This is a genomic window from Methanomicrobiales archaeon (assembly GCA_030019205.1).
Classification (GTDB): Archaea; Halobacteriota; Methanomicrobia; order Methanomicrobiales; family JACTUA01; genus JASEFH01.
Genome location: JASEFH010000002.1, coordinates 25,154 through 44,841, shown reverse-complemented (window position 1 = coordinate 44,841; position 19,688 = coordinate 25,154). Strand labels below are relative to the sequence as shown.

The 19,688-nt window shown below is 64.5% G+C and carries 21 protein-coding genes; 15 read left to right on the top strand and 6 right to left on the bottom strand.

What is annotated here, in order from left to right; translation table 11 throughout:
• Positions 1-19 precede the first annotated feature (19 nt).
• Entirely contained in the window at positions 20-397 is a 378-nt protein-coding gene (locus QMC96_01675) for a DUF5518 domain-containing protein (protein MDI6875462.1), read from the bottom strand.
• A gap of 528 nt (positions 398-925) precedes the next feature.
• Between QMC96_01675 and QMC96_01670 the strand changes: the two genes are divergently transcribed.
• The 3 genes from QMC96_01670 to QMC96_01660 all read left to right on the top strand — a co-directional run bounded on the left by QMC96_01670 (position 926) and on the right by QMC96_01660 (position 3,270).
• Positions 926-1,882 (top strand): ATP-binding cassette domain-containing protein, encoded by a 957-nt coding sequence (locus QMC96_01670; protein ID MDI6875461.1) that lies wholly within the window; start codon positions 926-928, stop codon positions 1,880-1,882.
• Entirely contained in the window at positions 1,869-2,636 is a 768-nt protein-coding gene (locus tag QMC96_01665; GenBank protein MDI6875460.1) for an ABC transporter permease, read from the top strand. The genes QMC96_01670 and QMC96_01665 overlap by 14 nt, the downstream gene beginning before the upstream one ends.
• An 88-nt stretch (positions 2,637-2,724) precedes the next feature.
• Complete coding sequence (locus QMC96_01660; GenBank protein MDI6875459.1) at positions 2,725-3,270, top strand: cupredoxin domain-containing protein; 546 nt, start codon at positions 2,725-2,727, stop codon at positions 3,268-3,270.
• Between the two features lie 147 nt (positions 3,271-3,417).
• Here QMC96_01660 and QMC96_01655 read toward each other — a convergent pair whose 3' ends face one another.
• Complete coding sequence (locus QMC96_01655; GenBank protein ID MDI6875458.1) at positions 3,418-3,633, bottom strand: pyridoxamine 5'-phosphate oxidase family protein; 216 nt, start codon at positions 3,631-3,633, stop codon at positions 3,418-3,420.
• Positions 3,634-3,924: 291 nt separating this feature from the next.
• Between QMC96_01655 and QMC96_01650 the strand changes: the two genes are divergently transcribed.
• The 3 genes from QMC96_01650 (at position 3,925) to QMC96_01640 (ending at position 6,931) form a co-directional block, all read left to right on the top strand.
• Entirely contained in the window at positions 3,925-4,548 is a 624-nt protein-coding gene (locus tag QMC96_01650) for a hypothetical protein (protein ID MDI6875457.1), read from the top strand.
• Between the two features lie 342 nt (positions 4,549-4,890).
• Positions 4,891-5,424, top strand: coding sequence for a DUF1579 family protein (locus QMC96_01645; GenBank protein ID MDI6875456.1), 534 nt, complete (start codon positions 4,891-4,893; stop codon positions 5,422-5,424).
• Positions 5,425-5,530: 106 nt separating this feature from the next.
• Positions 5,531-6,931, top strand: coding sequence for a M20/M25/M40 family metallo-hydrolase (locus QMC96_01640; protein MDI6875455.1), 1,401 nt, complete (start codon positions 5,531-5,533; stop codon positions 6,929-6,931).
• A 174-nt stretch (positions 6,932-7,105) separates the two neighbouring features.
• Here QMC96_01640 and QMC96_01635 read toward each other — a convergent pair whose 3' ends face one another.
• A complete protein-coding gene (locus QMC96_01635; protein MDI6875454.1) occupies positions 7,106-7,501 on the bottom strand; it encodes a HEAT repeat domain-containing protein in 396 nt (131 codons plus the stop codon).
• A 1,176-nt stretch (positions 7,502-8,677) separates the two neighbouring features.
• Between QMC96_01635 and QMC96_01630 the strand changes: the two genes are divergently transcribed.
• A complete protein-coding gene (locus QMC96_01630; GenBank protein ID MDI6875453.1) occupies positions 8,678-10,654 on the top strand; it encodes a PAS domain S-box protein in 1,977 nt (658 codons plus the stop codon).
• Positions 10,655-10,706: 52 nt separating this feature from the next.
• Here QMC96_01630 and QMC96_01625 read toward each other — a convergent pair whose 3' ends face one another.
• Positions 10,707-10,922, bottom strand: coding sequence for a hypothetical protein (locus QMC96_01625; protein MDI6875452.1), 216 nt, complete (start codon positions 10,920-10,922; stop codon positions 10,707-10,709).
• Positions 10,923-11,086: 164 nt separating this feature from the next.
• On the opposite strand from QMC96_01625, the gene QMC96_01620 reads away from it, so the two are divergent.
• Positions 11,087-11,320: a hypothetical protein gene (locus tag QMC96_01620; GenBank protein ID MDI6875451.1), complete on the top strand. Its 234-nt coding sequence runs from the start codon at positions 11,087-11,089 to the stop codon at positions 11,318-11,320.
• Between the two features lie 577 nt (positions 11,321-11,897).
• On the opposite strand, the gene QMC96_01615 is transcribed toward QMC96_01620, so the two are convergent.
• A complete protein-coding gene (locus QMC96_01615; protein ID MDI6875450.1) occupies positions 11,898-12,401 on the bottom strand; it encodes a GNAT family N-acetyltransferase in 504 nt (167 codons plus the stop codon).
• Positions 12,402-12,638: 237 nt separating this feature from the next.
• On the opposite strand from QMC96_01615, the gene QMC96_01610 reads away from it, so the two are divergent.
• The 7 genes from QMC96_01610 (at position 12,639) to QMC96_01580 (ending at position 18,864) form a co-directional block, all read left to right on the top strand.
• Entirely contained in the window at positions 12,639-12,821 is a 183-nt protein-coding gene (locus QMC96_01610) for a hypothetical protein (protein MDI6875449.1), read from the top strand.
• A gap of 15 nt (positions 12,822-12,836) precedes the next feature.
• On the top strand, positions 12,837-14,357 hold the full coding sequence (locus QMC96_01605; protein ID MDI6875448.1) for a family 43 glycosylhydrolase: 1,521 nt from the start codon (positions 12,837-12,839) through the stop codon (positions 14,355-14,357).
• 141 nt (positions 14,358-14,498) lie between these two features.
• Positions 14,499-14,738: a hypothetical protein gene (locus QMC96_01600; protein MDI6875447.1), complete on the top strand. Its 240-nt coding sequence runs from the start codon at positions 14,499-14,501 to the stop codon at positions 14,736-14,738.
• Between the two features lie 184 nt (positions 14,739-14,922).
• Complete coding sequence (locus QMC96_01595) at positions 14,923-15,981, top strand: DUF2795 domain-containing protein (protein ID MDI6875446.1); 1,059 nt, start codon at positions 14,923-14,925, stop codon at positions 15,979-15,981.
• 93 nt (positions 15,982-16,074) lie between these two features.
• Positions 16,075-16,743 carry a fasciclin domain-containing protein gene (locus tag QMC96_01590; protein ID MDI6875445.1) on the top strand — a complete coding sequence of 223 codons (669 nt, stop codon included), beginning with the start codon at positions 16,075-16,077 and terminating at the stop codon, positions 16,741-16,743.
• Positions 16,744-17,360: 617 nt separating this feature from the next.
• The gene (locus QMC96_01585) at positions 17,361-17,948 is read left to right on the top strand and encodes a YIP1 family protein (GenBank protein MDI6875444.1); all 588 of its coding nucleotides are present in this window, start codon (positions 17,361-17,363) and stop codon (positions 17,946-17,948) included.
• Positions 17,949-18,045: 97 nt separating this feature from the next.
• Positions 18,046-18,864, top strand: a complete 819-nt coding sequence (locus tag QMC96_01580; GenBank protein MDI6875443.1) for a methyltransferase domain-containing protein — start codon at positions 18,046-18,048, stop codon at positions 18,862-18,864.
• Here the strand turns inward: QMC96_01580 and QMC96_01575 are convergent.
• On the bottom strand, positions 18,861-19,580 hold the full coding sequence (locus QMC96_01575; protein ID MDI6875442.1) for an AAA family ATPase: 720 nt from the start codon (positions 19,578-19,580) through the stop codon (positions 18,861-18,863). The two genes, QMC96_01580 and QMC96_01575, sit on opposite strands and share 4 nt — an antisense overlap.
• Positions 19,581-19,688 lie beyond the last annotated feature (108 nt).

The window sequence follows — 19,688 nt, the reverse complement described above, 5'->3', positions numbered from 1 at the left end:
CTTTTTCAGGTCAATCCGGTTACGGGCGGATCGCTCCCCCAATCGCCCCGCCGATCAGGCCCAGGATGGCCATGTAGCCGAGGACGAGGATGGAGAGGACCACGGCTGCTGCGAGCCCTGTGATGGTCTGGATGCCTCCGATATTCAGGAAGTCGATGCCTGCAGTCAGCAGGGTGATCCCGAGCACCAGGAAGATCGCGACGATGATGGCTCCCAGCACCCCCGCGATCAGCCCCGCCAGAGCTCCGTTGCCCGCTCCCCGCCCGGCGATCAGCCCGGCGGCCAGACCGCCCAGGATGGGCCCCAGCACGGGGACCCAGATGTTTAAGAGGACCATCACGACCCAGCCTACGATCACGCCAAACCAGAAGTTGCCCGTCGTATAGTAGTACGCCATGTATTCGCCCGCGGGGGTTAACGGTGACCGGATATTTAACTCTTGGGGCAGGTTTTACTGACAGGTAGTGAAGCCGCCGATCGATCAGGAGGGGATAGGTTATGGGATTTGGTAGCCGATGTTCCCCCCACCGCTGATTCCACTACGCGACCGCGGCGTGAACTTCTCGAAGACTGCCTGATTCTATCCCGCTCCGGGGACGGGCGCTTTCGGACGGGTATCGGGACGAGTGAGACGACCGGGCTTCACGCCCGGTCGCCTGCATCGCGGTAGGAGAACGGGGGGGCATCCGGCTTGCGGCAATCCATGGGCGCCGCGGAATCGTCCTCTCACTGCGGTAGGGGCACTCTCGCACGGCCCGGAAGGATGCTGCTGGATCGATACGCCACGGATACTCGCCATCGCCCGATGCCGGCAACCTCGCTCTATCCTATGCGCTCATGGAGCCCTCCCGTGAGTAAAGACCATCCTTTGCCGGGTGGCGCTCAAAGGGTATTTACGGCTTTCCGGTATAGAACTTTTAAGTGCATGGATGCCATCGAGGTTGCACATCTCACCAAGAGGTTCGACCGCGTGGTCGCCCTGCAGGACGTGAACTTCTCCGTCCGGGCCGGGGAGATCTTTGGATACCTGGGCCCGAACGGGGCCGGAAAGACCACCACCATCCGCATCCTGACCGGGATCACCCGCCCGACCTCGGGATCGGCCTCGATCTTCGGCCATGATATCCAGCGGGAGATGCTCTTCGCCCGGCAGTGCATGGGGATCGTCCCCGAGACCTCCAACGTCTACGACGATCTCACCGCCTGGCAGAACATGATCTTTACGGCCGAGCTCTACCATGTAGGCCGTATCGAGCGTGAGGAGCGTACCGAAACGCTGCTCCGCACCTTCGGGCTGCATGCACGCCGCCACGACCGGGCGCGGGAGTTCTCCAAGGGGATGAAACGGCGGCTTACGATCGCCATGGGTCTTGTGAACAACCCCCGGCTCCTCTTTTTAGACGAGCCCACCTCCGGGCTCGACGTCGAGAGCAACCTGATCATCCGCACGGTCATCGGGGATCTGGCTCAGCAGGGGGTGACCGTCTTTCTCACGACGCATAACATCGAGGAGGCAAACCTGATGTGCGATCGCGTGGCGATCATCAACCACGGGCAGATCGCCGCCATCGATACACCGGAGCGGCTGAAGCGAACGATCCAGATTGTCCAGTCGATCGAGGTCGCGTTCGACCGAAGCGACCCCGCACGCTCGGTCGAGCTCCAGATGCTTCCCCGCGTGAATGAAGTCCGAAAGGAGGGCGACAAGTTCCGGCTCTTCACGGAGGATCCCTCTAGCGTGCTTCTGGAGATCCTGGGGTACGCCCGCCGGAATCACCTGCGGGTGATCAGCATCGCCACGCTTCGCCCGAGCCTGGAGGATGTCTTCATCCGCCTGACCGGACTGCAGCGGGGGGAGGCCGGCATCCGTGCCATCGATTAACCTTTCCGGCTCCCTTGCCCGCCTGCACCGCGAGCTCGCCGCTGCCTGGGCGATTGCCCGGAAGGACATGCGCACCTACTACCTCAAACCCAACATCATCGTTTCGGGGCTTCTCTTCCCTCTCTTCATGTTCCTCGCCTTCGCCAGCGGGAGGAACGCTCCGCCGGGTATGCTCATTCCGGGGTTGATCGCGATCACCCTCCTCTTCTCGGCCTCGTCCATCGAGCCGGTCTCGATCCCCATCGAGCGGCGGGTGAAGACCTTTGACCGTCTTCTCTCCGCCCCTATCTCCTTCCATGCCCTCGTGCTGGGCGAAAGCCTCTCCGGGTTCCTGTACAGCCTTGGCATCGCCGCCCTGCCGCTTGTGATTGGCCTCCTGCTGTTCCGAACGCCAATCTTGTCAGGCGTCCTGCTGGGCCTGGGCATGGTGCTGACGGCATTCTGCTTCGCCACGATGGGAACCCTTTTTGCTGCCTATCCGACTGAGAACGTGGGAGAGGTGATGTCCCTGCTGAATCTGGTGCGGCTGCCGCTCATCTTCGTCTCCGGGGTCTTCATCCCCCTGGAGTCCATGCCCGCGGCCGGGCAGGCTATCGCGCTCCTTTCTCCGCTCACCTATGGAAACGACATGATACAGTATGCTTACCAGGGCGCCTCCCGATTCGGGCCGATTACGGATTTTCTCGTACTCCTGGCATTCGTCCTTACCTTCCAGTTCGCAGCGGACAGGCTCTATCGGAGGTTCAACCAGTAAGAGCGGCATGCCCTCATAGGGGGGATTGGCCAAGATTCCAATTGCCGGGGATAAAGTTGAAATACGTCCTTCATCCTATGCCCGCTCCATGCGACCGAGACAGACACTCCTCGTATCCCTGGTGCTCCTGGCGTGCGCGATCCTTGTTGCCGGATGCACCGTGCCGGGCGGCCAGAACGTGACAGCGCCGCTGACCACTGTTCCTGCGACAACACCGGCAGGAACAATCACCACGGTTCCCGCCACCACGCCTGCAGAGACTGCAACCGTTCCCACCACCATCGAAACAACCGCGCCCACCACCACAACGACAGCCACCCCCGTGCCCGGCGGCGAGAACCAGACCGTGACCCTGAACATCGCGGCCGATAATATGGCCTTCGATACGGATACTATCACGGTGCCCGCAGGAGCCGAGGTGACGATCAACTTCGACAACCGGGATGACGGCATCCCGCACAATCTCGCCGTGTACGAGGACTCCACCGCCCGGGATCCCATCTTCCAGGGCCAGATCGTGACCGGACCCGCTGCGATCGAGTACACCTTCACGGCTCCGGAGGAGCCCGGCACCTACTATTTCCAGTGCGATGTCCATCCGGAGCAGATGAACGGGGATTTCATCGTGGAATAGGGGGAGGAATGCATCTCCCAGAAAATGAGGGATGGGAGATCGCCGCGGGATTTGCGGAATCGAAAGCGGGGCGATGACGGGACGGCGGTCTGGTTCGAACTCAGCAGCGCAGAACGGCCCCTAGCCCCATCCGTCATCCTCCACCGGTTACTGGAGATTCGCAGCACGGAAGGGGGCAGAAGCCTCCTTCAGGTTCTCGTACGTCTGGCGGACGCAGAGTTCGTTGAGAATCCGGGTCTCCTCGCCGCGAACCATGCAGTACTTGGGAGTCACGTTCGGCTGTCCAGCCTCCCCCGCGGTGGCTATCGGGACCGTGTGCCGCTCTTCCGGCATCTCGACGAGTTCTTCGGGCCTCCTGACCATGGACAGGCACCGTCGGGCGGGAGATCGAGAACCCGTTAAACCCCTGCTATCAGGACTCTGCGGCAGCCGGGCCGAAGACTTCCCCTGCAATTCCGGCCATCACGTCCGATCTCCTCGCAACCTCCGGTTCCGCATGGACGCGGGAGCACCCGAAACTTATTAAACCCTTACAGGCATGTGCAGCGGTCCCCCCTTGCGGGGGCGACCGGGATGAGAGGGGGGGATTGCTTCCAGGACGGGGCGTGCCCGGCTCTCGTTCGGACGCCCTCCCCTGACCGGGAGAGAATGAGCATGAAATCGTTGCGCTGGATAATGATGGCAGCCGTACTGGTCTCCCTGGCGGGCCTGGCCTGCGCCCAGGTCGGTGACCAGAATGTGACAGCCCCGTCTTCGGGGGAGAACATCACAGCGAACGTGACGCCGGCCATCGCCGTCGCGGACCAGAGGATTGCGGGCAATGCCACCCTGGGAACTGTGGCGGTCGAGTCGGTCACGAGCAATGGCAGCGGCTGGCTGGTGATCCACAATAACCTCTTCGGCAACCCCGGCGGAGTAATCGGCTACACGGCAGTTGAGAATGGAACCACGACCAACGTAACAGTCACCGTCCATACTCTCGTCGCCGCCGATACGCTCTATGCTATCCTGCACAGGGATGCCGGCCAGCCGGACGTCTTCGAGTATCCGGCCGTGGATACCGAGCAGACGGCGAACGGGCGGATCGCGATCGTGCCCTTCAACGTGACAGCCCAGAACTTCACGCTGCTGAACCTGACCCGGCTGGCCCGGAACGCCACCCCCTCGGCGAGCCGTATCCCAACCCCGCTGCCGACGCCGGCAGGGACCCTGCCCACGGGAAGTCCAACAAGAGGCGACGAAAATGACGATCGGGACGATGACGACGATCGTCGCTGAGCGGGTGTTTAGCCCAGCCTCGCCGTTCACGGGATTTCATAATCCTCTGTACTGGTGGAACGGTCACCCGGCCCTGCGGAGTCCGCCGATCCGGCACCTGCAGGTGCCGGGGGACCTGTCCTGAAGGGCGACGCCCATATCGAAACGAACAACGATGCCTATTACCGATCTCAAGGATCCGGCATCGCCTTTTTGGCTATTCGGACAATTTCGAGGCATCCCGCCTCCGATATGCAGAGGCTCTGACTGCCTTTTCCCTACCTCGCGGGTATACAGCGCAATCCCTCCCGATCGCAAACTGTTTATATCCACGCAAGCACCACTGGCTCTCCGGTGAGATCGATGTCAAACGGCTCAACAGAACCGCGCCCCTTCACCGGCATGCAGTGGACCCCCCGCCCCTGTTCGCCCGGCGTCGAGACGCGCTCTCTGGCGCTCTTCAACCGCACCTTCCGGTGGAGCGGCACGATCCCTCCCAACGCGGCGGGTCCCGGATCCCCGGAGATGGAGACGGAGGGGCGGTTGACGGGCGCGTGGATCCTGGACGGGCTCTGGCTCTCCTGCGAGCTCGAGCAGGACCAGTACATCCAGGGCAGGAAAATGCTGACCTGGAAGGCCCGCCTCCTGATCGGCTGGGATATGGTGGCCCAGGAATACCGCGCTGTTGGGGTGGACAGCAACGGTGTCGCCTTCCTGTTCGGCGGGGAGTTCGAAGGGGACCGGCTGGTCATGTACTCGGCGCGGGAAACCCCGGCCCAGCTCCGCTTCACCTGGGATATCAGCGACCCCAATGCCATCGTCTGGACGGCAGAGATGTCGGTCGACGGCGGACCGTGGCAACCGGTGGGAGAGCGGATCCTGAAGCCCGTGGCATGAAACGCCCTGCCCTGCTGTCGATCCCGCCGCGCAGTGCCGGAGAGGCTCCGCATTCCTGCTCGTTTCCGATGGGCAGGGTATTATCGGGTGCAGCTGGGGGAGGATGATGGATCCCGAACCGCTCCGGTCAATGATACATGCTCTGATGCCCGCGGCGATCGAGGATCTGGGCGAGCTGATCCGGCATCCCTCCGTGGCTTTCAGCGGTTTTCCGCCCGAACCGGTCTTTCGGATGGCGAACGCGACCCTGGACCTCCTGCAGGCATACGGCCTCCCGAACGCCCGGCTGCTCCCCATACCGGACGGCTACCCGGCCGTGTACGGCGAGATCCGCCCTCCACCCGGCGCCCCGACCGTGCTCTTCTACGCTCACTACGACGTGCAGCCGGCGCCGCGGGAGCAGGGCTGGGAGACCGATCCCTGGACACCGCTCGTGCGGGACGGGCGGCTGTGCGGGCGGGGTGCTGCAGACAACAAGTGCGGGATCCTGACTCACGCGGCAACGATACGGGCGTTCGGGAGCCGCCCTCCCGTGGGCGTGAAAGTGCTGATCGAGGGGGAGGAGGAGTCAACGGACTCCCTCGCCCGGTTCGTTGCGGAGAATCCGAACCTCGTCGCCTGCGACGCCTTCGTGATCGCCGACATGGGTAATCTCACCGCGGGGGAGCCGGCGCTAACCGCCACCCTGCGGGGCGAGGCAGGCAGCACGATCACGGTCCGCACTCTCGACCATGCGGTCCACTCCGGTGAGTTCGGCGGCCCGGCCCCGGATGCTCTGACCGCTCTCTGCCGGATCCTGGCCAGTCTCCATGACGAGAATGGCGATGTGGCGGTTCCCGCCCTCACGAACCACCTCTGGGAGGGGGCCGGTTTCCCCGAGGAGCTCTACCGCCGAACCGCCGGGCTGCTGGACGGCGTCGACCTGATCGGCAGCGGCACGATCACCTCCCGCCTCTGGTCCGGGCCTGCGATCGACGTGGTGGGAATCGATGCCCCGAGCGTCCAGGATGCATCCAACATCCTGGTCCCGTCGGCCCGGGCGCGGATCAGCATGCGCACCGCTCCGGAAGCCGACGCCGATCGCGAGCTCGAGCACCTGATGGAGCACCTCCGCCGCTCCGCTCCCTGGGGCGTGCAGGTGGAGGTGGAGAAGTTCCGGGCATCCAGGGGATTCGTATGTCCTCGCGGGGGGCCCGTACATATGGCGGCAAAATGGGCGATGGAGACGGCATATGGCAGACCCGTACAGGAGATCGGGGGCGGGGGCTCGATCCCCCTCCTGCACACCCTGCGGCAGGCGGTGCCGGATGCGGAGTTCGTGCTCTGGGGCAGCGAAGATCTCGCCCGCTCCCGCATCCACGGCCCGAACGAGAGCCTGGATCTCGGGGATTTCGAGCGGACGATCCTGGCCCCGTGCCTTCTTCTGCTTCGTCTGGGGAGATCCGACCGGGGCTGTCGGGAGGAGAATCATGAGCCGCCTGCCGGGGCGAATCGACGGCCTCCCTGAGCGGGAGCGGATCTCGTCCCGGGTCCGGTCCGGGCGGCGGAGCCTGTCTTTCGGCAGGTGCGCTCTCCCTACGGATGACCATCATCGGGGCGGCGTTTTCCCGCACCGGGGGCCCGATCCACGGGACGCCGGGCCGCGATGCCCCGGTGTTCGCCGACCGGCGCTCTCCTCGATCTACTTGCCTGACCCGGTCGGCACCCCGGCAGGGTCCTGCCGTGGCTGGAACTGTGCCAGCGCCTCCAGGGCACGGGCCCCCCTTATCCTCCGCAGGGACTCTGCGGCCAGACGCCGGGTCATCCAGTGCTCGTTCTGGTCCATCAGCCGTTCTACCAGCGCATCCACCGCACGGACGCTCTGCAGGCGAAGCAGGGCCTGTGCTGACCGCTTCCGGATCTCGGGGTCGTCGTCGTTGAGCCCCTCGACAAGGGGAGCGACGGCTCTCGGATCGTTCAGCGATTCCAGGGCCTCGATGGCACGGAGCCGCTCATCGGGATGGCTCCGGTCCCGCAGCCGCCCTATCCAGGTGTATACGTCCTGGTATCTCCGTGGCCTTTCTGCTTCCGCGCTCATGCTATCATCCACTTTTTTGGAACTATTAAAAAAACGCCCTTTCTGCCATAACATGCAGAATATGGCCGTTCATGCGCAAATGGCGTGCCGCTTGCCATGCCCTGCGGCACCTCCGGTCGATGCAGTGACGTGTGTACCCGTTCCGTCTGGCAAAGGGATGGTCAGGTACATCGGTGACTCTGTAGACCCTCAAATTATAAATAATTAATCATTGACAATATAGCGGGCCCGCCGTGCCCGCCGATGGGTGGATCCGGCTGCACCGATCCAGAGCCTTCCGGTACGCCCGGGCACAGTGGCGACCCGGAAAGCGGTGAACGGCCCGATCCGGCCGGGATTCCGCAGGTCCGGGAGAACGAAAGGAATTCTCGAGGGCCTTCAGGGCCGCGCACCGGCGCGAAACGGAATCCCTCCCGTTTCGCGCCGGACGGCTACCTGACGACCGATGCGGGCGTCGTCATTTAGGAAGCAACCGCGACGATCGGGAAGGCCCCGGGGCGGCCCGCTGCCGCATCCGGCGGAGAGCGCCTTCGAGGACCCCCCCGATTGCATCGCCTCGTCCGAAGGAAGGATCTGGCGCCTCTCGCAGGGGAAGCCGCCGCGGAAGGGCAAAATCCTTTCCCCGCATCGATCTCTGTCAGCCAGCTGTGCGACCGGCCGGGCTCCATGATTCTGCGATAGGCGATCCGCGACGTCTCCGAATGCGAGAGGACGGAACTGCATCCCGTGAGCCCTTGCGGGCGATCGTCGGCTTCTCCAGGCTCCCGCTGCGCCGCTGTCGCGGGAGGCGGGGTGCCGATGCCTCTCTCCATCCCATCTCCGGCAGCGGGAGAGATGCAGGCGCCGGTGAGCGACCTCTGCTGCCTGCCCGCGCCTGACAGGATCCGCCCTTTGGACATTTCACCGGCGGAGGGGCGCTGGAGCGGACCCTTCTCGCCCTCCGCCCGTGCTTGAGGGGCAAGAGGCGGTCGTGCCCGCGATCCCCTGCCGCCCCGGGAGAATGCCGCATCATCCCCGAACATGGCCGGCCCTCCCGAAGCGCTCGTCTCGAGTGCGGGCATGCCGGAACGCCTGAGGGAAGAATAAAGGGGAAAGTTAATTGTATACACATGGATATGATAGTTGAAGCCTCTCCGCCCACGGGACGGTGCAGCGGGGGAGACAGGGCGAAGATCCATGCCTGCAGAGGACGTTCGGCCGAAGGTGGAGGCGCTCCATGACCGCCTGCAGGACATCATCCGGGAGATCCCTCCTGCACGGCAATCCCGAGCGCGGGAACTGCTGGATGGTCTCGCGGCAGATTGCGAAGCGGAGATCCGGCGCCTCCGCGAGCAGAACGCGGCCCTCCGGGAGAGCGAGCGGTTGTACCGCACCCTCGTGGAGGCATCTCCCGACGCGATCGTCGTCCACGACCGCGATGGCCGGCTCCTCTACGCCAATCCCTCTGCCCTGCGGCTGACAGGGACCGGCATCGGGGATATGAAGGATCGGTCGGTTCTTGACGTCCTCCCGTCGGGGGAGCGGGACGCCCTCCAGGGCGACATCCATAAGGTCATGGCGGGCGAGATACTCCCTCCCCTGTTGATGCCCATGACGCTTCCCGGCGGGAAGCATGTCCCGGTCGAGGTGACCGCCGCGCCTGTGGAGATCCACGGATCCCCCGCGGTTCAGGTCCACATGAGGGATATCACCGATCGCTGCGGTCATGAAGAGGTCTATCGGTTGCTGGTGGACAGATCGCTCCAGTCTCTCACCATCTTCACCCGTAGCGGCCCCGTCTTCGCCAACCGCAGGGCACTCGAGATCTGCGGCTATTCACGGGAAGAGCTCCTCTCCTTCTCGACGGAGGACGTGATCCGCCTGGCCCATCCCGAGGACCGGGAACGGCTCCGCGAACATATCTCACGCAGCCTCCGGGGAACTCCTGCTCCTCCATCCATCGAGTACCGCGTCCTGCGGAAGGATGGGGGAATCCGCTGGGTGGAACAGTCGGTCGCGCCGATCCTCTTCGAGGGAGAGCTGGCGCTGCAGTCCATGGCGATCGATATCACAGCGCGCAAACATATGGAGGCGACCCTGCGGGAGAGCGAGGAGAAGTACCGCAGCCTCGTGGAACTCTCCCCCGACGGGATCCTGGTGCACCAGGACGGGCGGATCGTCTACATCAATCCGGCGGGGATGGAGATGCTGGGCGCCTCGCATACTGGCGATCTGATCGGCAGGGACGTGATGAGCATCGTGCATCCCGATTATCGGGATGCCATCCGCGAGAATATCCGCATCGATCTGGCGGGGGAGGTCTCCCCCATAATCCCGCTCCAGGTGCTCCGCCTGGACGGGACGCCGATCTGGGTGGAGGGTCGGGGAAGCCGCACCTTCATCGGGGGCAGGCCCGCAGTCCAGGTCTTCCTGCGGGATATCACCGAGCGGAAGAGGGTGGAAGATGAACTGCAGGTCTTTGCGGCGACGCTGAAGCGGTCCAACGAGGACCTGGAGCGGTTCGCCTACGTCTCGTCCCACGACCTGAAAGAGCCGCTCCGCGCGATCGTGAGTTTTTCCCAGCTCCTGGACGCAGAGTACGGGAACCGGCTGGGCGAACCGGGGGTGCGGTATATCCGGAACATCGTCGCGGCCGGAAGCCGGATGAACGCTCTGATCAACGACCTGCTGGAGTACTCCCGGCTGGCCATGCAGGGGCTCCGGCTGCAGGAGACGGACATCCGGTCGGTGATCGAGAAGACCCTCGCCATCCTGGAGCCCCAGATCGCCGAGAGCGGCGCCACTGTCGAGTGCGATCCACTTCCGACCGTCCGGGCTGACGACCTCCAGCTGGGGACGGTCTTCCAGAACCTGATCGGTAACGCCCTGAAGTTCCGGCGGGAGGGCGTCCCGCCCCGCATTCGCATCTCCGCCTGCCGCGAGGAGGGAGCATGGCGGTTCGTGGTGAAGGACAACGGAATCGGCATTCACCCGGACTACTACGGGAAGATCTTCGTCATCTTCGAGCGGCTGCATCACCGCGACCGCTACCCTGGAAACGGCATGGGCCTGGCGATTGCAAAACGGATCGTGGAGCGGCACGGCGGGCGGATCTGGGTCCAGTCCGAGCCGGAGAAGGGTTCGACTTTCTCATTCACCCTCCCGGACCTGTAGCCTGCGGGATGCGCGTCTCTTGCCATACGGCGCCGCTCACGCTCGCAGGGGCTCATACCTTGCCGCATCTCCCATCGGGTAGCTCCCGGAGCACGATCGGGTTGGCCACCCAGCGCTCCATCCCGCCGGGGCCCGGGAAGATGAGCGGGTGCCCCTCGCCCCGGATGCAGGCGAGGAAGAGGGTGACGAGCGCGATCAGCCCCTCGCCAACGGGATGCAGCGGAACAGCGCACAGTCCCCCCGGCAGACGGCAATGGCCGACGGCCATCCGGCGATGAAGGTGATCCGGGCGGAGAGGGTGTGCGGAACTCCCGTGGTGCCGGGGAAGATCCCCCGGCGGCGCCGATGCCCGCCAGGCCGATGAGGACGGCCGCCGGAGGATCCCGAAAGCCCCGGTGAACGAGCCAGGCGGCCGCGAGAATGAGGAGGCCCGTGACGATCATCGTGGCATTGAAGATGCTGGCGTCCGGCTGCACGATGATGCCGTTCGGCGGACGCGCCCGCTCCCCGATCGCCGATCTCGTTCCGAGACGTGCTGCAGGCCGGATACGCGGCTTCGGCAGTGATGATCTCCACGAGGATGACCGCGCCGGCGATGAACAGCAGCGTTCCGGCATTCTGCAGCGCGCTGGAATTCCTTGTAGCGGCTATAGAAGTCCCCGGTGAGGATGCAGGAGTGTATAATCGTTGCAGCGGAGCGGCATTCGCGTGTATCGCTGGAATGGCAAAGCCCGAGCGGGGAAGGGGCATCAGCCCGAGCCGCTCGGAAGAGTGACGAGTCGGCTTCCGCGGGAGAACTTCCCGTTCCCCCGGGGCGTTTCAGATGCCTATTCAGGATTGCGTACCCTTCCATATCCCCCCATCGCACCTATGGGGTTCTTCGTGGCGCACCTCTCTCCCCCCACTGCCCCGACACGTCTCGCTGCGACAGATCCCTCCTTCATCGTTGCGCATGCGATCGAATTGATCGCTCTCCGGGGTGAGCGGGATGGGAGTACGCGTATCCGTCCGGTACATCGCTTTTTGGAATAATCCCCGCCCCCGATCTGTCACACCAAGGCGAAGAGTCAGCGGGGGAGAGAACGGCATTCCCGGCATCGTTCGACGGATGCCATATGGACGGGAAAGACACCCGCACCCGCTTCAGCGAACGGAGTCCGGTGGGGTGACTCTCCCCTGCCACTGTAGCATGGGCGGTGAGGACGCATGTTCTGCTCCGGAGCCTATCGAGGCGGATCGATGGTTACAGCAGCTTCGCCAGCAGGATCAGGTCCTGGTATTCCGATCCCGTCTTGAAGGCGCGCCGCAGGCGCCCTTCCACCGCGAACCCGTTCTGCTGGAAGAGCCCGAGCGCCCGCACGTTCGACTCCGCGACCAGCGCCTCGATCCGCTCGAAGCCCAGTCTCTCCGCCTCGCCGAGGGCCGCCTGCAGCGCCGCCGAACCGATGCCCCGGCCCCAGCAGCGGGGAGTAAGGTAGATGAAGAGGCTGGCGCTGTGGGAGAGCTTCGTGCCCGGCTCCCCCGGCAGGATCCCGACGGCCCCGACCAGCATCCCATCGACGCGAATGCCCCAGATCCTGCCGCCGCCCGCCGTCGCGGTGGCGGCGAACTCGCGTGTCTTCTGCAGGGGGATGGGCGGGATCAGGTCGAGATAGCGGTTCACCTCCGGCTCCGAGACGATTGCGTGCAGGGCGGGCAGGTCGTCTTCGTCCAGCGGTTCCAGCGCGACGGCGGCGTGGCGGATCATGGCTCGTTCCCCGGATAGCTTCTCCTGCGGAGAAGAGGATAAGGGTTATGCAGGGACCGCCCGCCCGGAATCCTGCGGGAGGGAGCACGAGGATACGGTGCCCGTGCCCTGATACCCGGCCGTTTGCCTGGATCCGGTGGAGTGGAGGTGCTGGTGCATCTCGACGCACCAGCAGCGCCGTGCGAATTTTACATTGACCAATACATTAATACCTTTGTCTGCGCCCATAGAACCCAGATGAATATCGTCCAGGATATTGCCGACGTGCCGCAGGATGCCACACCCTCCACTCTCTGCGATCTCTCGAAGCATAGCGTTGCATTCATGGTTTCGCCTGCTGCTGCCGTACCTCTTCCCACCCTGGCGATAGGGCTGGACGATTTTCGACCACAATGGGCGGTTACCTCGTCTCTGATGTGACTGGAGGCTGAGGGCATGATTACTGGCCGGAATGCTAAAAAGTATCTGGCTGCAGTCCTGCTGGTGCTGCTGGCCTCGCCGGCGATGGGGCTGGGGATCTATGCTGACGATTTCGAATCGGCGGTAGTCAAAGGCGTTATAGACCCAGCAACGCCGTTTGCGGCGTTGGAAGCCGGCGAGACGTTCGGCGCAGCCTACCGGGAGGGGGGAACCTATTATCTCTACACCTCCTACGCCGCGAACATCTACGTTCGCAAGGCGACCGACGGCAGAACCTGGGACGATAGATCGCTGGTCCTGACCCGGGGCGGCGCCGGCGGGTGGGACAGCACGAAAGTCTATTGCCCGATGGTCTGGAAGGAAGGTGGAACCTACTACATGATCTACGGCGGGTACGACGACGGGGGCATCACCGCCGTCGGTCTTGCCACCGCCTCGCACCCCGAAGGGGTCTGGAGGAAAGACCCCGCGAACCCGGTCTATCAGAATCCGCCCGCGACGGGCTGGTCCGGCGGCGGCGCCGAACCCTGGGGCATCCAGAAGGTTGACGGCGTGTATCACCTCTGGGTCAACAACTACGGCGGCGCCGGCCACGGGGGCGTCGGGGAGCGCCAACTGGGGCTGGTTACATCCCCGAACCTGCGGGAGTGGAGGGGCGATCCGGACAACCCCCTGTTCGTCGGGCAGAGGTTCTGCCCCTTCCCCTTCCGGGTCGGGGAGATGTACTACCTCCTCGTGACACACCAATACGCGGGGTCCGATTACGCTGTTCTGGAGCTTTACCGGTGCTGCAATCCCCTGTTCCACCCGGAGGACCGCGAGTTCGTCGGGGTCGTTCTGAACACGCCGCGCAGCAGCACCTCCGGCTTCGGCAGGGATCTCGATACTCCGGCCCCGGTCTTCACCGACGCAACGTTCGTCCTGGCAGAAGATCCGGTCCGGTTCTACTATGCCGTCGAATCAGGCTCTGCCTGGAAGATGGGCCTGTTTACTCTGGCACACTCCGCCCTCGGCGACACCACTCTCTTCCCGGATGTGCATACCTCGGAGAATGAACCCTCGACGGCGTTCAGTCTCTCCACGGATACCTCGATCCGCGGGAGCCGATCCCTGAAGATCGCCGTAACCCCCTCCAATGAGTGCTATCGCGTTTTCACGAACTCGGATTCAGGCCGCATCAGTTTCTGGGTCAACGCGAAAGATTCGTCCAGTTCGGCCCTCTACGGCCTGAGCGACAGGAACGCCGAGGTGATCGCCCTCCAGATGTACACGAACATGAAACTCCAGTACAAAGATGGAGACATGCTAAAATCTGGCACTTTCGTGCGAATGAAGGGTGAATGGTATCGCATCGTCGTCGATTACTCCCTTGCGGACGGGACCTGGAGCTACACCGTTCTCGACGCATCTGGCGTTGTGCGGGAGCAGATCGCCGACATCGCACTCGCCTCCCGCCCCTCCCGGATCAACGCGTTCTTGTTCTACCGCGTCAAAAATCCCGCAGGTGCACTCTATATCGACGATCTCCGAATCTAGCCTCTCCCCCGGGCCGAACTCTCTGCCTCGGCACATTCCGGGGATGCCCTCCTGAAAGCCGCCTTTGCAGACGACGCCGGGGACGACACGCGGACCGGATTTAGCGGGGGTGAGCGCGTTCATCCCGCCTCCGGGCTCCAGGTGGACGGATCCGCCGGAATCCACGGACCCGAAGATGTAGCGGCAGGCAGCTCCGGGACCCGCCTCGGGCTCGCGCTGCCACTCGTTGCTGTCGCCGGCGTCGCCATCGTCGCGCTGGGGCGAGCCGGGAGACGGTCCGGAGGCCCTGGGGCGAGCCTGGGCTGCATCCCGATCACGTACCTCTTCGTTGCGCTCATCGTGCTCCTCGCCATGGGCGCGATCCTGATCGTCTCCACCTGACCATCTTTTTCCCGGGGGCACCCGCCACCGCGAACCCTGCCTCCTCGTGCGGTGCGTCACGGCAGGACCCACGTCGATGCAGCGGATCCGCGATAACCTTATAACATTCAACTGACACTACCCTCCGCCCGCCTTGAGGGCCTTACGCCTCAAGCGTGTATAAGAAACCGAGAGATGGTAGCCTATGGAAAGACAGACGGGATACAGGAGAGTGGAAGGGAGCCGCAGCACTGCAGGACTGCGGGTTCTCTCCGCGAAGGACCTGAAAAAGACCAGGATCCAGAATACCCGGGGGGAGGATCTCGGGACGATCGAGGACCTGATGCTGGACGTGAGCGCGGGGGAAGTGGTCTATGCCGTCCTCGCGTACGGGGGCGTCCCCGGCGTCGGGGCGAAGCACTTCGCCATTCCCTGGGAAGCCATAACGCCCCGCCCCGAGGAGAAGGTGCTGGTCGCACCGATCCCGAAGGAGCGGCTCGAACAGGCAGAAGGCATCGACATGGACAATCCGCCCGTGGAGCCGAACTGGGATCTCGTGGAGACAGCCCGTCCGCCCGCTGCCCGCCCGATGGAGGCCGCCCCGGGGGTGACGCCTCCGCCCCCGACAGAGCGGGAACGCGCCGAGGTGCCGATAGAGGCAGCGGCAACTGCGACCAGCTTCAAGCAGATGACAACCGCCATGAGGGGCGGGCGGCGTGAGGAACGTGTCCCGACGCAGGAGGAGATGCCGCCCGCCGCTCGGACCGAGATCGTGCAGGAGCGCGGGATGGCCGCCACCGGAGCGGGCTTCGAGCACCTCAGCGCTGCCGATCTCCAGTCCTACCTGAAAGGCATGGACTATCCCGCCGGGAAACAGGATCTCATCCGCCACGCCGAGGAGCAGCGCGCCCCGTCCAGCGTGCACGAAGTCCTGCTCCGGTTCGAGGACAGGGAGTACCGCTCTGCCGCCGACGTCAGCAGGGAGTTCGGTCTCGTGAAAGAACCGGGTCGCATGCGGACCATCTCCGAGGCGCCGCGGGAGATGCGGCCGATGGCCGAAGAGGAAGCCCTGAAGCACGTGAGTGCGGCGGGCCTGCAGTCCTACCTGAGGGGCATGGACTACCCCGCGGGAAAGCAGGATCTCATCCGCCATGCCGAAGCGAACAACGCCCCGCCAGCCGTCGTCGAGTCGCTGCGGCGGTTCGAGGAGAGGGAGTACCGCTCCGCAGCGGAAGTGAGTCAGGAGTTCGGGCGGATCAAATAACTCTTTTTTTTGCTGTGCGCCGACGATACTGCCGCGCAGTGCAGCGGCGGTCGGGCGGAACCTTTATTGCCTGGAATGGTATCCGTCTCGGCCATGCAGATCCGGCATGCCATCCTGATCCTGCTGGCAGTTCTGGCCGTCTCGGCCCTCCTGGCAGGCTGCACGGCACCCCCTCAGGGGAATGCGACCCCCCCTCCGACCGCCACGACCGCGGCAGCGGGAACCGTGACCGAAACGCCGACACCTGCGGTCCGCCCCTCCGCCCCGACCGTCATCGAGGCCGTAGAGTCGGACAATCGGTTCACCACGCTGGCCCGGGTGATTCGGGAGGCCGACACGACGTTCCTCCGCACTACCCTGAGCGGAAACCAGTCCTTCACGCTCTTCGCACCGACCGACGACGCCTTCGATCGGCTCTCCAACGAGACGATCGAGATCCTCCTCAACCAGCCGGAGGGGGAGCTGACCCAGCTGGTCCGCTACCATATCGTCCCCGGCAGCTACGCGCCCGACAGGCTCCCGCATCTGGTCAATAGCAACGTCTCCGGATTGAGCGGGGATCCGCTCACGTTCGCCGGAACCGGCGGCAACCTGATGGTGAACGGCGCCGCCATCGATACCGCCGGCGCCATCCAGGCGTCCAACGGCTACGTCTATCCGATCGATGCCGTGCTGATGCGTCCCAACGTGACCTACACGCCGACGCCGACGGCCATCCCTACCGCGACCACCGCTCCGCCCAACACCACCCCCTCGGGCTGATCCGCTCTCGGACAGGATGCGGGCGGCGCCGTCCCCGGGGTTCACCGTGGGTTCGGACTGCCGTGGAGCAGGGGGCATCCGCCAGCGGCGGCTCTCCCTGCCGCTGCAGAGCCTCTCGGGGGACGGCAAGGCTCTGGTGCCATCTCACGGCACCGGTAGCCCGCTGGTGCGGGACCGCCGGACAGGTGAGATCGGGCTCGACCTACGCCGCTGCCCCCCGCCCGCCGCTACTGCGGGCGGGAGTGATACGGCTCCCGGCCGCACGCCGTGCCGCAGTGGAGGGCTTTCTCGAGAGGCGGGGCTGGCTCACCCGGAGGGGGGATGAATGCCCGTTCGGCGCCTTCCGTGGTATTCTCCGCCCCGTATGTGATGAGTTCTCAACCCCGGTCTGCTGCATCTGCCCATAATGCAGGGGCGGAGGATTCTGGGCTGATTTATCCCGTACGCGGACCTGCGGCGCTCCTGGATCGCTTTCGCTCATACCCCGCGCTTCCCACGTTCCCGGGATCCATTCAGCATCCTTCTCCGGGCCTCTCCGTGGCCGGATTGATTCTTACTCACTGGGAATCTCGGGATGCCCGACACCTTTTTATCCTCCGCTGGAACCACTACGCTGCATGCCCGACGGATTCGTCGCAAAGGCGCGGGGGTTCCTGCTCGAGCCGGTGGAGACCTTCCGCAGATCGAGGGCGGACAGTTTCGAGTCCGCATTCGTATACTTCGTCATCCTGATCCTGATCAACGCCGTCCTGACGGCGCTCGTTTCCCTTATCGGGTTCGGAGCGGCGCCATGGTCGATGGGAGGGGCACCGGCGGTCGGGCCGCTCTCGTTTATCGTCTCGTTCTTCGGGTCGCTGATCGGGAACATCGTTCTGCTGTTCGTCGGCGGGCTGATCGTCCATCTCTTTGTCGTCCTGGCCGGTGGACGGATGGGCGTCGTGCAGACGCTGAAGGCATTCATCTACGGCGACACCCCGGTGATGCTCCTAGGCTGGATTCCCATCGTCGGATTCCTGGCATTCATCTATACTGTCTTTCTCTGGATCATCGGTATCCGGGAGCTCCACCAGATCTCCACCCTGCGGGCGGCGCTCGCCGTGATCATCCCCGTCGTGATCGCCATCGTCCTTCTCGTCCTGCTGGTGGCCGCGCTCGTCCTCCTGATCGCCGGGGTTGTGCAGGAGGTCACGGGAATGGTTGCCTGAACCGAATCCGCATTTTTCCGGGAGTGCCCGGGACCTCCCCGAGCGTATTTGGTGGGTTTTAAGTGCATGCGAGGCCACTGGTACAGACGAACGCCCCATGGCGCGCACATCCTCCGACTATGTCCACGGCCGCTCGGATGCGGAAGCAGAGCGGCTGGCCTACCAGGCCAACCGACTCTCCGATCTCCTGCACGGCGGCATACGCTACCCGCCCGGAAGCCGGGTTCTCGAGGCCGCCTGTGGCGTCGGGGCCCAGACCGTGATCCTGGCCCGGAACAGCCCCGGGGCCGCATTCGTCTCGGTGGACATATTTCGTGAGTCCCTGGCCCGGGCGGAGGAGCGGGTGCGGGCAGCCGGCTGCACGAACGTGGCATTCCATCAGGCGGATGTATACCACCTGCCATTCGCGGCGGAAACCTTCGACCATGTCTTCGTCTGCTTCCTTCTCGAGCACCTCCCCGATCCGCTACGGGCCCTGGAGGGGCTGAAGGACGTACTCCGCCCCGGCGGGACCATCACCGTGATCGAGGGCGACCACGGCTCCGCCTTCTTCCACCCGGACAGCGAGCACGCCCGGCGGACGATCCGGTGCCTGGTCGATCTCCAGAAGGGGATGGGTGGCAACGCCTTCATCGGGCGGGAGCTCTTCCACCTGCTGCGGGACGCCGGCTATACTGATGTCTCGGTCACCCCCCGCTGCACCTACGCCGACGCGAGCCGCCCGGAGACCATTCAGGGCGTGCGGAACATCTTCATCGCCATGGTCGAGGGCGTGCGGGACGAGGCACTGGCTCGGGGTCTCGTTGACGGGGAGACCTGGGAGCGGGGGATCCGCGACCTCTACCGCACGACAGAGCCCGGCGGTTCGTTCTCCTACACCTTCTTCAAGGGGATCGGAGTGAAGCGCTCCCCCTAGCGATCTGCCAGGTACCGCCGGTAATCGTTCAGGAAATCCCTGCAGATCCGGTAGTGATCGGTATCTTCGTACGACACCCTGCGGATCGGGCGGGCGTCGAAGCTGAAGATCTCCGCATCGGGGCAGGCGAGCAGCAGAGGGGAGTGCGTGGCGATGATGAACTGGGCGTCACCCGCCGCGCCGATCTCCCGCAGCAGCCCCAGCAGCTGCAGCTGCATGCGGGGCGAGAGAGCGTTCTCCGGTTCGTCCAAAAGGTACAGCCCTTTGATGCGGAAACGGCTCCGGAAAAACGCCATATGGCTCTGACCGTGGGACTTTTCCATCAGGGACTCGCTGCCGAAGTAATGCAGCAAATCCGGATCGGCTGCCGCCCACTCGTCCAGCAGGCGGGCGAAGTTGCGGAAGATCTCGGAGGCGAAGAAGGCGCCCGGAACGCGTTCCCGGATCCACCCGATCCGGATGCAGCGGTAGAGCTCCTGCTCGAACCGGTTGTAGTGGAAGCGCCGCCCATCCGTGTCCTCCCAGATGGCGATGCCACATGCCCGGGCGATGGCGGCAAGCAGCGTGGATTTTCCAGTCCCGTTCTCCCCGATAAAGAACGTCACCGCCTTCTGGAACTCGAGCGAGTCCGTTTCCTGAAAGATCTCCAGGTTGAACGGGTAGTCGTCCCGTGTCGGATAGCAGTCGTGGAGGAGGCGGACGCTCCGGATGTGCACGTACCTACTCTACTCCATCCCCTCATATACTTCTCTGCAGAAAGCCCCCTCCGCCGGAATGGCGGACGCCCTCCTGCATACCGGCCGGAGATGCGTGGGTGCTGCACC

Coding starts and splice junctions, on each gene's coding strand:
- QMC96_01675 (MDI6875462.1), bottom strand. CDS start 397: ATGGCGTACTACTATACGACGGGCAACTTCTGGTTTGGCGTGATCGTA.
- QMC96_01670 (MDI6875461.1), top strand. CDS start 926: ATGGATGCCATCGAGGTTGCACATCTCACCAAGAGGTTCGACCGCGTG.
- QMC96_01660 (MDI6875459.1), top strand. CDS start 2,725: ATGCGACCGAGACAGACACTCCTCGTATCCCTGGTGCTCCTGGCGTGC.
- QMC96_01655 (MDI6875458.1), bottom strand. CDS start 3,633: ATGGTCAGGAGGCCCGAAGAACTCGTCGAGATGCCGGAAGAGCGGCAC.
- QMC96_01650 (MDI6875457.1), top strand. CDS start 3,925: ATGAAATCGTTGCGCTGGATAATGATGGCAGCCGTACTGGTCTCCCTG.
- QMC96_01645 (MDI6875456.1), top strand. CDS start 4,891: ATGTCAAACGGCTCAACAGAACCGCGCCCCTTCACCGGCATGCAGTGG.
- QMC96_01640 (MDI6875455.1), top strand. CDS start 5,531: ATGGATCCCGAACCGCTCCGGTCAATGATACATGCTCTGATGCCCGCG.
- QMC96_01635 (MDI6875454.1), bottom strand. CDS start 7,501: ATGAGCGCGGAAGCAGAAAGGCCACGGAGATACCAGGACGTATACACC.
- QMC96_01630 (MDI6875453.1), top strand. CDS start 8,678: ATGCCTGCAGAGGACGTTCGGCCGAAGGTGGAGGCGCTCCATGACCGC.
- QMC96_01625 (MDI6875452.1), bottom strand. CDS start 10,922: ATGGCCGTCGGCCATTGCCGTCTGCCGGGGGGACTGTGCGCTGTTCCG.
- QMC96_01615 (MDI6875450.1), bottom strand. CDS start 12,401: ATGATCCGCCACGCCGCCGTCGCGCTGGAACCGCTGGACGAAGACGAC.
- QMC96_01610 (MDI6875449.1), top strand. CDS start 12,639: ATGAATATCGTCCAGGATATTGCCGACGTGCCGCAGGATGCCACACCC.
- QMC96_01605 (MDI6875448.1), top strand. CDS start 12,837: ATGATTACTGGCCGGAATGCTAAAAAGTATCTGGCTGCAGTCCTGCTG.
- QMC96_01595 (MDI6875446.1), top strand. CDS start 14,923: ATGGAAAGACAGACGGGATACAGGAGAGTGGAAGGGAGCCGCAGCACT.
- QMC96_01590 (MDI6875445.1), top strand. CDS start 16,075: ATGCAGATCCGGCATGCCATCCTGATCCTGCTGGCAGTTCTGGCCGTC.
- QMC96_01585 (MDI6875444.1), top strand. CDS start 17,361: ATGCCCGACGGATTCGTCGCAAAGGCGCGGGGGTTCCTGCTCGAGCCG.
- QMC96_01580 (MDI6875443.1), top strand. CDS start 18,046: ATGGCGCGCACATCCTCCGACTATGTCCACGGCCGCTCGGATGCGGAA.